This window comes from Peribacillus faecalis, from assembly GCF_014712675.1.
In the GTDB taxonomy this organism is placed as follows: Bacteria; Bacillota; Bacilli; order Bacillales; family DSM-1321; genus Bacillus_AD; species Bacillus_AD faecalis.
Genome location: NZ_JACXSI010000018.1, coordinates 1 through 12,822, shown reverse-complemented (window position 1 = coordinate 12,822; position 12,822 = coordinate 1). Strand labels below are relative to the sequence as shown.

The following is a 12,822-nucleotide window of genomic DNA, read 5'->3' as shown; positions in this document are numbered from 1 at the left end:
GCATGGATTACATTCGAATTACCAATATTGAAGACCCTTTGTTTACGAAACTGCATCGTTTATTAGGAGAAGTCTTTCCTCCTGAGGAAGTTTTGGAATACGCCTTGTGGAAGGAACCGCTTGAAGATCCGAGTATTCGTGTTTATGTTGCCGCCTATGAAGAAGAAGTTGTTGGAGCGACAGAATATCGCTATTACCCTATATGGAATATTGCTATGACTGACTTCACAATTATCGGGAGACCAGGACTCGGGATTGGCCGATTTTTGGCCGCTAATCGCCAAAGCGATTTAAATCGCCTAGCTGAAGAAAATGGAAAGCAACTTTTTGGCATGTTTGCGGAAATTTATGACCCATATAAAAAGGAAGACTTCGCTTTCGGTTGTATTGCCCCGATGAACCCGTTTGTCCGCCGTGAGGTATTGTCTCATCTTGGCTATAAACGCTTGGATTTAGCTTATGTGCATCCATCATGGAAAAATGATGGAGAAGCCGTTAGCGGACTTGATTTTTGTTTTATGCCAACGAATGAAAGAATTGAAGAAATATCTGCAAGTTTGGTAGTTGATTTTCTGACAGACTATTATTCTGTCTTACCGAATAAACCGGAAAGTTGGCTTCAGATGATTGCACAACTGACAAAGAGTAATTATGTGAAATTGCTGCCTTTATAGTGTATATTGGACAAGACCGGTGGGGGAACATCCCACCGGTCTTTCTTAAACAAAACTAAAAATGAGGTGGGAAAATGGATTTGAAAATCATTTCACCAAAACAGTTGCAACAAAAAATCCGGGAAGAGCAACAAGTACTTATATTGGATGTTCGAGCAACTGAAAAGTATGAAAAAAATCATATTCAAGGCGGCAATATTAAGAGTATTAACATCCCGAAAGACTTCATTTTTAACTTGAATGAAGACTTCTTGAAAGATTTGCCGAAAACTCAAGAAATCGTCGTCACTTGTACAACAGGAAATTCTGCTAAAAAGTGTGCTGCGATATTGAAGGAAAAGCAATATGATGTAACGGTTTTGGAAGGCGGGATTACCACTTGGAATACATCTGATGAATAGAAAATATGATCATTACCGCAATTCTTAGCTGAAGAGTTGCGGTTTTTAAGTAACGAGAGATTCCAGATTAGGTGAAAGAGTAGCTAAAGTAGCGACAGCATTTAAAGTTACTAAAACCTTTGGATAGAAAAAGAAGCGAGCAAGGATAAAAAAATCCTTACTCGCTTCTTTTTATCGTGCAAGCTCCTGCTCTTTTGCTCGTAATTCGACTCTTCTGATTTTGCCTGATGTTGTCTTAGGCAATTCTTTAGTAAATTCGATAAGACGAGGGTACTTGTAAGGAGCTGTCAGCAATTTAACATGTTCTTGCAATTCTTGAATTAACTGAGTTTCATTTTCTACGGTATACGAAGCTTTTAAAACAATGTATGCTTTTACGACACTGCCTCTCGTTTCATGAGGGGAGGCTACAACCGCACATTCCTGAACAGCTTCGTGTTTGTTAAGCGCGTCCTCTACTTCAAACGGTCCGATAGTATAGCCTGAAGAGATGATAATGTCATCATTTCGACCTTCATACCAGAAATAACCGTCTTCATCAGCTCTTGCCTGGTCGCCGGTAATATACCAATCGCCACGGAAAGCAGCTTGTGTGCGTTCGTGATCTTTATAGTAACCTTTGAATAAAGCAGGACAAGACTTATGCACTGCGATATCTCCAACTTCACCAATCGGTGCTTCGTTTCCGAAATTATCAATGATTTTCACGATATTGCCGGGAGTCGGTTTCCCCATAGAACCCGGACGTTGTTCTATACCCTCGAGTGTTCCAACTAATAAAGTATTTTCTGTTTGACCATATCCGTCACGCACTTTTATATTAAAGTATTTCAAGAAAGTATCAATCACAGGGCGGTTTAAAGGTTCGCCGGCAGAAACAGCACTTCTTAAAGAAGACAAATCGAAGCGGTCAATCTTTTCTGTTTTAGCCATAATTCGATATTCTGTCGGCGTACAACATAGGACATTAATCTTCTCGTCTTGAATTAAAGATAAATATTTTTCGGCATTGAAAGGTCCATGATATACAAATGCTGTTGCACCAAGCATAATCGTTGATAAAAAAGGACTCCATATCCATTTTTGCCAGCCTGGTGCAGCTGTAGCCCAAACAAGGTCGCCTTCTTTTACACCGAGCCATTTTGTTGAAGCGGTCCGAATATGGGCATATCCCCAACTATGCGCATGCATAGCTGCCTTCGGTTTTCCAGTTGTTCCGGATGTATAGGATAAAAAGGCGATGTCATCTTTCGAAGTATCGGCTGCTTCGAACGTAAGCGCTTGTATTCCGGCTGATGTATCAAGTCGAATCCAATCATCTTGATCTTGGCCAATAATCAATTTGCATTTTAAGGCATCGTACGAAGAAGTGATTTTTTCGAATTCTTCTGTCAAACCTTTATAAACAATAACAGCCTTCGCTTCTGAATGATTGATCCGATATTCAATATCTGATGCTCTTAACATTTCGGAGCAGGCAATGGGCACAATACCTGCTTTGATACACGCCAAATATACTTTGTAAGCTTCCGGTACACGAGGCACCATTATTAAAACGCGATCTCCTTTACTCAATCCGAAAGAAACAAGTGCATTTGCATATTGATTCATTTGCTCAATCAAATGTTTATATGTAAGTGTTTGACGATTGCCGTTTGCATCAATCCAGCGTATTGCGCTTCGTTGCTCTTCATCCTTAAATTTTTCAATTTCATGAGTAATATTGTATTTTTTGGGTGCAATCAAGCTTTGTGTGTCCATCTAATCTCCTCCTTACAATTATAAAATCATCAGAATTAAAACCACCTTAATTAATACCAGATACTAAATGCAACTACTAGTTTCGTTAAACAATAAGAGATGTTGAACAATAAGTAAAGATAAATTTAAAAATTGTCACTATTCAGACACAATTTGCGAATGTTAAAGACAAGTGACTGAAAAGAAAGGTACTTGTTTTGAATTCTATATTTTTGGGGAAAATCCTTTAAACTCTTATAGACTATTTTCTATGCAAGCATAAACTGTTTCGTTCTTTAGAGATTGACTTCTGTTTTCTAAATGAATGATTATAAATTCATCGCCTCTTGCAAATATAGTATGTTACCGTTACTTTAATTGTAATAAGTGTGCGCTTATAGCGCAGGCAAGATTACAGATTGCGGGGAAAGGGTAATAGTAAAAGAAGCAGTTTGTCAGATAATGAAGAGGGAGTGGTAAAGATGGAAGCGGTGTTGGCCGAAACGAAAAACCTCACGAAGAAGTTTGGAGAGCAAATCGCAGTCAATAAAGTTTGCCTACATTTGAAGAAGGGGCGTACTTACGGTCTTATTGGCAGAAACGGTTCCGGCAAAACTACTATTATGAAAATGATTCTAGGATTGACGAAAAAAACTGATGGAGAAATTACTCTTTTTGGTCAGTCAATGGACAGCTATCGTAAAGATATTTATAGCAAGATTGGAAGTTTGATCGAGTCTCCGGGTTTTTATCCGAATATGACCGGCACGGAAAACTTGGAGTATTTTGCAAGATTGCGAGGGGAAATTCAACATGATGCAATTGAAAAATCTTTATTTATAGCAGGCCTCCCTTATAAAGATGACAAAAAATTTTCTGGTTATTCGGTCGGAATGAAGCAGCGCCTTGGAATCGCCAATGCTATTGTGCATAATCCTGAATTTCTAATATTAGATGAGCCGACTAACGGGCTTGACCCGATTGGGATCGCTGAAGTTCGGACATTAATTAAAAGACTGCGCGATGACCATAACACTACCATCCTTATTTCTAGTCACCAATTATCAGAGATGGAACAGCTTGTTGATGATATAGGCATTATACATAATGGTGAGCTCATTGAAGAATGCACATATGCCGATTTAATAAAAAGAGAAAGTGCAGCAGTTTATATTCATGTTTCTAATCCGGAAAGAGCCGTACAGATTTTACAGAAACAATGCTCGATAACAAATTTGGCATCAGAGGGTCAGCATATTATTAAAATAATCGATGAAATCGAAGATACTTCTATAATAAACCGGGAACTTATGAAATCCGGGATTGATGTGTTCGAGATATATGTGAAGCGAAGCAGCCTTGAGGATTACTTTAAGCAAATTACCGGGGGTGAGAGTCTTGATTGATATATTACAGGCAGAATTTCTAAAACAGAAAAAGAGCACATTTGCTTTACTTTGTACGATAATGGTCTTAAGTGTGCAAATTGTGTTGATTGCAAAGGATATGATGATTGGTTCTGTCCCGGATGATACCGAATGGATTTATACGCTAATATTGATGAATTCTCTTATACTGTCGATTATGAGCGGATTTTTTATTACATTTTTAATGCAGCGGGAATACCAGGACCGTACTTTGATTAATATATTGAACGCTCCTGTTTCCAGAGTTTCATTTATTGTCGCAAAGCTCCTTGTTTGGGCGATGTGGTATATTATAACGGCATGTTTAGTTGCGGTTGTGATTGTGATCGGCTATCGATTGGTTTATCCGGCTTCATTTGGCTGGTCGGGCGTACAATTGATTTTTCTGTTAGTAGCTAAAAATAGCGGCTTTCTCTTTGTCGCATCATTGCCGGTATTATGGATAACTGTTTTGCAGCGGACATTATTTTATCCATCACTGCTCGTCACGTTTATCTTTACTGTCATTGCCATAGCAGGGACGCAAACCTCAATGGGCATGCTGAAACTGGCTATTGCCGTACCTTGGTCAGCAGCTTCGATTGCAAGCCTCATGTCGGCATCGAGTATCTATTTTTGGATAGCGGTATTGTCTGTTTTTTTAAGCGGCATAATCGGAACAGTTTTGACAATCTATTCCTTTGTGCGTCAGGATCAGTAAGTACCATTTCAATCTTATTTATAGAAAAATTTCAAAAAATCGTTATCCTCTTATATAAAGGGGGATTTTTTTATGTTTGAAAGTTTAAAACCATTCGTCGATATTGATTTTACCGTGATAACGGAATATGTCATATCACTTGGGACAACTTCATTAGCAACTTATTTAGCGATTAAAGTAATCGGCTATTTGCTGAACCAATTTTTCAAGCGTTCTCGTTTGCTAGAAGAAAAGAAAGAAGAGACGATTAAAAGTTTATATAAAAACACTTCTAACTATGTATTGGCGATTATAATTTTAATTGCGGCAATCAAACCGTTTTTTGCAGATTTAAGTGAAGTCATTCTTGCCGGGGGGATTATCGCCGCTGTAATCGGTTTTGGTGCGCAAAAAGTTGTAAATGATATTATAAGCGGCATATTTATGGTGTTTGAAGGAACGATAAAGGCCGGTGATTTTATCCATTTGAACGGAGAGATTGAAGGAGGAACGGTAGAGGAAATTGGTTTTCGAATTACAAAAATACGGTTGCTGAACGGAAAACTATTGACGATTTCTAATGGTGAGATACGGAAAATGGTGAACGGTTCAGTATATAAAAGACGTATTTTCGAAAGTGTCATCTTTTCTTTCCATGAAGATCCGATCCGTGTAAAGGAGATTTTCATAAACGTTTGCGATGAGTTGAATTTAAAGCACCATGCTTATTTAAAAAGAAACGAAAAAACAGATGAATTTGAAGAAAAGTACCAAGTGTACGGCTTTCATTCGATGGACAGCAGCCCGTTAGGCTATAAAATATCGATTGTAGCGACTGTCAACGATACCGACTACATAACAGCTGTTCTTGAAGCGAAAGAATTGTTGGCGAAAACGATTTATCGGGAAAAAATCAAGATGGCGGAAACGTATGTGAATGTGGAAAACAGCTCGCAAAAACAGCATCTTTCTTCATAAGTCAGCTAGAGCACCTAATTGTAAGGTGCTCATTTTTTACGGAAAAGTTTCAAGGTGTGGAAATAATTTCTTTATATTGCATATCAATATGATATAATAGTGATATCACATTGATATAAGGAGGGCTTAAATTGAGTGAAAAGTCGGTATTTAAGTTGAATGGTTACCTTGGTATTCTTGCTGCTGTTATACTGATTGTTATTGCCGCATATATCATTGTTTTAACGGATTTTAATGCTGTAACGCTTGCGGTTGCTGTTTTGTCCGGGTTAATTGGTATTGTTGCTTTGACCGGTTTGACGATCGTACAGCCGAATGAAGCAAAGGTTGTCACGTTTTTCGGAACGTACATTGGTGTCATTAGAGAGCAGGGGCTTTGGTTAACAGTTCCTTTAACAATGCGTTCAACGGTGTCGCTCCGAGTTGTGAACTTTAACAGCGACAAGTTGAAAGTAAACGATTTAGAAGGGAACCCAATCGAGATAGCAGCTGTTGTTGTGTACAAAGTTGAAGATTCTGCAAAAGCAACATTCGATGTAGAAGGCTATAAAAATTTTGTGCAAATTCAAAGTGAAACAGGTATTCGTCATATTGCCAGCCAATATGCCTACGACCATTTTGAGAAAGATAACGAAATGTCATTGCGCAAAAACAGCGACGAAATTGCCGCATTTTTGGCAAAAGATTTGCAAACCAGATTAGCGGTTGCCGGCGTTGAAGTCATTGAAGCACGCATCATGCATCTTGCTTATTCTTCAGAAATCGCATCGGCTATGCTTCAAAGGCAGCAGGCACAGGCTGTATTATCAGCACGAAAAGTGATTGTCGACGGTGCGGTTGGTATGGTAAAAAGCGCGATTGAGCAATTGGCGGAACAAAATGTTGTAGATTTAGATGATGATAAGAAAGCGCAAATGGTTAATAACTTGATGGTCGCCATTGTTTCTGATCAAGGAACACAGCCGGTTATTAACAGCGGCACCATCCATTAAGGATTGAGAGTACATGGCTAAAAGAAAAGCTTACCCGCTAAGAATCGATCCGAAGCTTTACGATGCACTGGAGAAATGGGCAGAAGATGAATTGCGGAGCGTTAATGCGCAAATTGAGATTTTATTGAAGGATGCTGTGAAAAAAGCAGGACGTTGGAAAAAGGATGAGGAATAACTTAAAAAGCAGTTTATTGCATTATGTGCAGTAAAACTGCTTTTTTGTATTTATTTAAAATTAGTAAAAATTCTCAGTTAATATCGCAGGCAGAGGGGTATTTAAAGATTAGGCAAAGATTTAGTCTTTGTTTTGCATTACATACTGCAAACTAAACGATATTGGAGGAATTAAAATGATTGAAAAAATCTTAACGGTGTCTACAGCTAATATTTCTAAACAAACAGCGGAATGGCTAGAGGAACAAGCGAAATTATCTGACAAAGGAACAATGGATGTCAGCGTTTATGAAAAATCCGGAGATGGTTGGTTTATTCCGGTAAATGAACGAGTATTTACTGATGAAATTAAAAGCGGCCAATCAATCCCGGTTGAATTTTTCGATGTGTACAATTATGCGGTAACTCATCATTGCCCATGGATGATGATTGCCCGTGAAGCAGATGTTATTGAAGAATTACCTCAATATGAATGGTAATCTATTTTTTCTAATAGAATAATCATTTTAAGAAAGGACCGGTTATAGTGCCGGTTCTTTTTTACTTTAAAATCAAATCACAGTTATAAACAATTAATGGAGCGAATATTAAGAGCAGCAAATGGATTAAAGTATGCAGGAATTGAAAAAGACAGCAATGTAGCGCTTATGATGATCAACAGTCCGCAATATATTATTTCTTATTATGCGCTTTTAGCTATCGGAGCAACGGTTGTTCCAATCAACCCTACATTTAAAGAAAAAGAATTAACTTATGTTTTGAATGATGCGCAGTGCAGTGCGATTTTGTATGATTTTGTAGGAGCAGAGGTTGTTGAGAAGGCGAAAGCAGATTTGAGAACGACAGAAATTTTTATCGCATCAAGCGGACCCGGCAAGGAAAATTGTCAATGGATGGGGTTGCTTCAGTTTGAGCCGATTACGAATCTGACGGAAAGAAGCGAAGACGATACAGCGCAAATTTTATACACGTCAGGAACGACCGGGCAGCCGAAAGGGGCAATGATTACACATGATAATATTGCCTGGATGACGGATGCTATGACGGCGACAAATGGAACAGTTGAGTCCGACAAAGTTGCAGTTGTTTTGCCGCTTTTTCATGCAATGGCTAAAATGGCGGGCATGTGGTGCCCATTTTATAAAGGAGCAACGATTTATTTGGAAGTGAGGTTTGTTCCCGAAGCTATTTTAGAAATGATTGAAAGAGAGAGAATAACTGTCTTTATCGGTGTGCCGACAATGTTTACGATGTTTGTTCATTCTCCTAAATTGAAAGAATATGATTATTCGTCACTTCGTATTTTCGGTTCGGGAGGTGCAAGCATTCCGGTAGAGATTATAGATAGAATACGAAAAAATATCGGTGTGGAAATATTGGAGGCTTACGGCCAGACGGAAGCTACAATCATGATTACGAGTCAGCCGGTAGACGGCGAGAAGGTTGTCGGATCAGTAGGACCGCCTATAGAAGGGGTTGAGCTGCGAATCGTCACGGCTGATAATCGCGATGTTCCGCGAGGAGAAGTGGGAGAGATTATTTTTAGGGGAAGAAATGTGATGAAGGGTTATTACGGAAAACCGGAAGAAACAGCTGCAACCATTCGGGAAGGCTGGGTATATACAGGAGATCTCGGATACCAGGATCAGCAAGGGAATGTATTTATCGTCGACCGAAAAAAAGATATGATTATACGGGGTGGTTATAATGTTTATCCGAGAGAAATTGAAGAAGTGCTGTACAGTCATCCGGATGTAGTTGAATGCGCAGTAATCGGGGAGCCGGATGATCTTTTCGGTGAAGAAATTGTTGCGTATGTTGTCGTGAAGAATGAGCTGGAAGAACAGGTATTATCTGATTATTGTCGTGAGAAAATAGCCAGCTACAAAACACCGAGAATATATCGATTTATTGATAGTTTGCCTAAGACAGCTACCGGAAAGATATTAAAAGGACCATTAAGGCAAAAGCATACAACTAAAAGATAGAAAAAAGAGCTTAACGGGTTCTCTTTTGAGGGAGAAAAACAGAAATAACAAGCCGTATAACACAAAAATTAACAATGTAAATCGCACCGAAATATCGGTGCGGTTTCTCTTTGATATAAAAAGATTTATATGAAAACAACGCCTCTTTTGCTTTATTAATTGGCATAGAAATTAGCTTGTTTTTTAACACCGTGACAATAGCTATTGTCAGTTTGCAAATTGGCTTGTGAAAACCATAGATGATTAAACGAAAAGGAATACGAAGGAACATAATAAAATATTTAATAAGGTTAAATCCTGTCTAAGCTTATTCAACTAAAGGGCAGGTTAGTAGAATAACAAATATCGGAATGAGTGTTATAATATAGAAAACTTTATACAGGAGAATAGATTATGGGTCTTTTCACAGAACAATTGCTACTAATATCATTATTTATACTTATTATTCATTCTATAGAAACACTTGCATATGCAGTCAGGCTATCTGGTGCCAGAGTAAGGTTATTAGCTTCAGCCTTATCGTTATTTAATATAATGGTTATGGTTTCTAGATTAGCGAATATGATGCAACAACCTTTTACAGGGAGTCTAATTGATAATGCACCTAATGAAAATACTTTGGAGTTTGTAGAAAGCCAATATAGGGTTATTATTGGTTCTGCTACTATTGGAACAATATTTGGAATATTTTTACTTCCAACTTTTATTGCGTTATTTTCAAGGGCTATCATTCATTTATCTGAAGAAAGAGGTTCTATACCATCTTTGATTAAAAAAGGATTAACTTTCGAATATATGAAGCGTGGAGTAAAACACATTCATTTCCCGAAATGGTCTTATTTGCAGGATATTAACTGGCGAGACATTCCAATAAAGTTATTCTTAATTAATACGATAATAACAGCGATCTATACAATTGGCGTATTATCTGCTTTATATGCTGCTTTAATCGTACCTGAAAGAGCAACAACTGCTGTAATGGCTTCAGGTCTTGTAAATGGGATAGCTACAATCTTACTAATTATTTTTATTGATCCAAAGGTTTCTATTCTTGCAGATGATGTGATAAATCAAAAAGGGAGTTATCAAAAACTAAAGAGTGTATCACTAATGATGATTACCTCTCGATTCTTAGGAACGATATTAGCACAATTATTCTTTATTCCCGGAGCTAAATACATCGCTTGGTTCACTAAATTTATTGTTTAATAATTTAAGTTATTCTTGTTGCACAAAATGGGGCGTTGAACCAAGAAGGATTAACGCTTTTTTGCTTAAGTCTTTATCCCACAAACAGGGCAGTTTAGTTATATAATAGGGAGGTTTCGTGGTGTCTGATACCTTATTTTTCTTTAGTTCACTCGGTATTTGGGTATTCATTGGCGTTTTCTTTATTCTGTATCGAATTAAAAGTAGAAGGTCAAAAAATTTTATCTTCTTTCTGCTACTAAACACGGTCATTTTTCTCGTATATTCTTATTTATGGTTTTTCCATATAGCCGTTGATGGAATTAGTCAGGTGGCGGGAACCCTTTTGTATGGTATCATCGCCCTTATTCTGATTATCATCCAAACAATAATATGCAATGTGAAAGGTTCATCACAACGTAATAATAGAAATAAGTAAAAACAACACAGCGAATACTTGAAACATAACTTACCGATTTAAAATAATTAGGGTTCGCCGATTCCCATAGCTAATAATAAGAAAAAAGTAAAAACTAAAACCAATAAATTGGCTATTAGCCCGACCAAACCAATTAATAATTTGCTTTTGTGTTCTTTTGACATCCATAAATAGATTATAGAAAGTATCGAAAGTAGAATACCTATAATTGATAAAACACTGAAAATGGTTATTATAGCGTAAATATCAGCATTTGGACCTCTTTCTATAAAGAAAAAATTTATACTTATTATCAGAGGCAAGATAGATAAAATCCCTAAAGTTGTTCCTACTTTAGGCTTATTCAAAAGCCATCGCCCCTTTATAAAGCTGTTTCTCTATTAATTCTATGGTGTGGTTCATATATCCTTTTTCATTATTAAACAAATCCGATACCTCCGATTAAATCGTTGAAGGAGGATTTGGCCATTGAAACCGATCACATTGTCTTTATGAATGGCTCTTGTTATCCTAGTTAGGAAGATATATTCCAATACCAGAGACCTTTTGTAGGTGTTGTTTTTCCAGGGCGTGCACTACAAAGGTTTTTTTGTTGTTAGAGATGTGTATAGTGCAAAATAATAGTTGACCACTTTAGTAATGTAAATGCTAGAATAAAAATAACAGTTAATGCTTGATGAGATTTTACATGATATTTTCCTGTGTCTGTCACCAGAGATTCGTACAATATAGAAGGGAGAAGCTAAATGAATTTATTAGGTATTCATCATATCGCCATTATTTGTTCGGATTATGAGAAATCGAAAAAGTTTTATACCGATGTACTTGGTTTGAAGCCGGTTCGAGAAGTTTATCGGGAAGAAAGGGATTCCTATAAGTTGGATTTAGAGGTGAATGGAAACTACCAAATAGAATTGTTCTCTTTCCCAGATCCAACTGTACGTCCAAGTAACCCCGAAGCAGCAGGGTTAAGGCATCTGGCCTTTGCTGTGCCGGATATACAAGAAGCTGTGTCCTATTTGGAACAACAAGCTGTATCCGTAGAGGAGATTCGAATTGATCCGTTTACGGATAAGAAGTTTACGTTTTTTGCTGACCCAGATGGTTTGCCAATCGAACTATATGAGAGTTGATAGAGCGTTTTATGTGCCTGTCACCACCCGTTTTTTCTCGTTTCATAGGATGTTCCACAATGACTGGCAGGATTGTATGGGTAAAGGCTTCTTTTAGGTAAGGGGCCTTTTCCTATGTTGGTCAAAGAATTTTGAGTTTCTCGTGCACGCACCATCCGGTTTTCTTGTTTAACTTATTTTACAATTGAGCAGTTTCAAGCATAGCTTGATACCCCACTTCTCTAAAAGAGCCAAACAGAAATGACTACTTACGAATTTGATTGTAAAAAGAGCAATTGAACAAGAAATCAACAAGATATAATCTGATTTAATATGTCCATAGGGGCGTTGATCCAGAAAGGATTAACGCCTTTTTATGTGAACTGTAATACAAAGGGCTGTAGATCAGCTCTTTTTTGTTATGCAGCTATCGGGCCAGTGTTGCGGAAGAAGGATTTTAACATAATGTGTCGAAAAATAATTATGATGTACTGACAGACAATATATATTCGAAAGGGCGTGTATCTTTGGAAATCCAAACTGCTGTACCAAAGAAATATGGCATTCTTAGTTATATTTCTCTAATCGTTGGGGTAATTTGCTTCTTTATTGTTTTTGTACCAGCGACAAGAATAGCAAATATCGGGAATTCGGCTGGGGATTATGTGACAATGCTTCTTACGGGTATAGGTATCTTTTTATCTTTATTGGGGATATCGAAAAAAACTGAGAAAAAGGCCATTTCCATCATATCTCTAATCCTTTCTTCGTCTTTCTTTATATTCTGGATAATAGCGATTATCTTATTGTTTACTGGTCAAACCGAATTTGCTCCGTAGTTTGAAAATTTTGAGTTTGCAGGGGCATTGTTCCAATAAGGGATGATACCTTTTTATGTTGAACATCTTATTGAACTAAAGGGGCAGCATTCCTGTAATGAATGAATACGAGGTTTGAGCACAAAAAGACCTCTTGATATGATAAAAGTGTCCTAAATGGCTGGCCAGCTTAAAAGGACAATACATCAGTA

General features: G+C 37.5%; 13 protein-coding genes and 1 pseudogene. 12 read left to right on the top strand and 2 right to left on the bottom strand.

Annotated elements, in window-relative coordinates; all coding sequences use genetic code 11:
* The first annotated feature begins 2 nt into the window (after nucleotides 1–2).
* Nucleotides 3–674, top strand: coding sequence for a GNAT family N-acetyltransferase (locus IEO70_RS08605; protein WP_190997969.1), 672 nt, complete (start codon nucleotides 3–5; stop codon nucleotides 672–674).
* Between the two features lie 74 nt (nucleotides 675–748).
* Nucleotides 749–1,075 (top strand): rhodanese-like domain-containing protein, encoded by a 327-nt coding sequence (locus IEO70_RS08600; protein WP_190997968.1) that lies wholly within the window; start codon nucleotides 749–751, stop codon nucleotides 1,073–1,075.
* Nucleotides 1,076–1,246: 171 nt separating this feature from the next.
* Here IEO70_RS08600 and mbcS read toward each other — a convergent pair whose 3' ends face one another.
* Nucleotides 1,247–2,836 (bottom strand): acyl-CoA synthetase MbcS, encoded by a 1,590-nt coding sequence (mbcS, locus tag IEO70_RS08595; protein ID WP_190997967.1) that lies wholly within the window; start codon nucleotides 2,834–2,836, stop codon nucleotides 1,247–1,249.
* A gap of 461 nt (nucleotides 2,837–3,297) precedes the next feature.
* Here mbcS and IEO70_RS08590 point away from each other — a divergent pair, with 461 nt between their 5' ends.
* From IEO70_RS08590 to IEO70_RS08555, 8 genes and pseudogenes are all read left to right on the top strand, one after another.
* The gene (locus tag IEO70_RS08590) at nucleotides 3,298–4,221 is read left to right on the top strand and encodes an ABC transporter ATP-binding protein (RefSeq protein WP_190997966.1); all 924 of its coding nucleotides are present in this window, start codon (nucleotides 3,298–3,300) and stop codon (nucleotides 4,219–4,221) included.
* Complete coding sequence (locus IEO70_RS08585; protein WP_190997965.1) at nucleotides 4,214–4,942, top strand: ABC transporter permease; 729 nt, start codon at nucleotides 4,214–4,216, stop codon at nucleotides 4,940–4,942. Before IEO70_RS08590 ends, IEO70_RS08585 begins: the two co-directional genes overlap by 8 nt.
* Before the next feature lie 72 nt (nucleotides 4,943–5,014).
* Nucleotides 5,015–5,899 (top strand): mechanosensitive ion channel family protein, encoded by an 885-nt coding sequence (locus IEO70_RS08580; protein ID WP_190997964.1) that lies wholly within the window; start codon nucleotides 5,015–5,017, stop codon nucleotides 5,897–5,899.
* Between the two features lie 131 nt (nucleotides 5,900–6,030).
* Nucleotides 6,031–6,891 carry an SPFH domain-containing protein gene (locus IEO70_RS08575; protein WP_190997963.1) on the top strand — a complete coding sequence of 287 codons (861 nt, stop codon included), beginning with the start codon at nucleotides 6,031–6,033 and terminating at the stop codon, nucleotides 6,889–6,891.
* 13 nt (nucleotides 6,892–6,904) lie between these two features.
* Nucleotides 6,905–7,066, top strand: coding sequence for a hypothetical protein (locus IEO70_RS08570; RefSeq protein ID WP_190997962.1), 162 nt, complete (start codon nucleotides 6,905–6,907; stop codon nucleotides 7,064–7,066).
* A 175-nt stretch (nucleotides 7,067–7,241) separates the two neighbouring features.
* Entirely contained in the window at nucleotides 7,242–7,544 is a 303-nt protein-coding gene (locus IEO70_RS08565; protein ID WP_190997961.1) for a DUF5983 family protein, read from the top strand.
* Nucleotides 7,545–7,622: 78 nt separating this feature from the next.
* A pseudogene (locus tag IEO70_RS08560) lies at nucleotides 7,623–9,053 on the top strand (class I adenylate-forming enzyme family protein); the annotation flags it as partial.
* 393 nt (nucleotides 9,054–9,446) lie between these two features.
* On the top strand, nucleotides 9,447–10,262 hold the full coding sequence (locus IEO70_RS08555) for a lipid II flippase Amj family protein (RefSeq protein ID WP_190997959.1): 816 nt from the start codon (nucleotides 9,447–9,449) through the stop codon (nucleotides 10,260–10,262).
* Nucleotides 10,263–10,727: 465 nt separating this feature from the next.
* Here IEO70_RS08555 and IEO70_RS08550 read toward each other — a convergent pair whose 3' ends face one another.
* A complete protein-coding gene (locus IEO70_RS08550; protein WP_190997958.1) occupies nucleotides 10,728–11,027 on the bottom strand; it encodes a hypothetical protein in 300 nt (99 codons plus the stop codon).
* A gap of 399 nt (nucleotides 11,028–11,426) precedes the next feature.
* On the opposite strand from IEO70_RS08550, the gene gloA2 reads away from it, so the two are divergent.
* Both gloA2 and IEO70_RS08540 read left to right on the top strand, forming a co-directional pair.
* Nucleotides 11,427–11,813 carry an SMU1112c/YaeR family gloxylase I-like metalloprotein gene (gene gloA2, locus IEO70_RS08545; RefSeq protein ID WP_190997957.1) on the top strand — a complete coding sequence of 129 codons (387 nt, stop codon included), beginning with the start codon at nucleotides 11,427–11,429 and terminating at the stop codon, nucleotides 11,811–11,813.
* Nucleotides 11,814–12,319: 506 nt separating this feature from the next.
* On the top strand, nucleotides 12,320–12,631 hold the full coding sequence (locus tag IEO70_RS08540; RefSeq protein WP_190998019.1) for a hypothetical protein: 312 nt from the start codon (nucleotides 12,320–12,322) through the stop codon (nucleotides 12,629–12,631).
* Nucleotides 12,632–12,822: the final 191 nt, after the last annotated feature.

Bases quoted from the DNA above. Each gene is read 5' to 3' on its own strand.
- IEO70_RS08605 (WP_190997969.1), top strand. From the start codon at position 3: ATGGATTACATTCGAATTACCAATATTGAAGACCCTTTGTTTACGAAA.
- IEO70_RS08600 (WP_190997968.1), top strand. From the start codon at position 749: ATGGATTTGAAAATCATTTCACCAAAACAGTTGCAACAAAAAATCCGG.
- mbcS (WP_190997967.1), bottom strand. From the start codon at position 2,836: ATGGACACACAAAGCTTGATTGCACCCAAAAAATACAATATTACTCAT.
- IEO70_RS08590 (WP_190997966.1), top strand. From the start codon at position 3,298: ATGGAAGCGGTGTTGGCCGAAACGAAAAACCTCACGAAGAAGTTTGGA.
- IEO70_RS08580 (WP_190997964.1), top strand. From the start codon at position 5,015: ATGTTTGAAAGTTTAAAACCATTCGTCGATATTGATTTTACCGTGATA.
- IEO70_RS08570 (WP_190997962.1), top strand. From the start codon at position 6,905: ATGGCTAAAAGAAAAGCTTACCCGCTAAGAATCGATCCGAAGCTTTAC.
- IEO70_RS08565 (WP_190997961.1), top strand. From the start codon at position 7,242: ATGATTGAAAAAATCTTAACGGTGTCTACAGCTAATATTTCTAAACAA.
- IEO70_RS08555 (WP_190997959.1), top strand. From the start codon at position 9,447: ATGGGTCTTTTCACAGAACAATTGCTACTAATATCATTATTTATACTT.
- gloA2 (WP_190997957.1), top strand. From the start codon at position 11,427: ATGAATTTATTAGGTATTCATCATATCGCCATTATTTGTTCGGATTAT.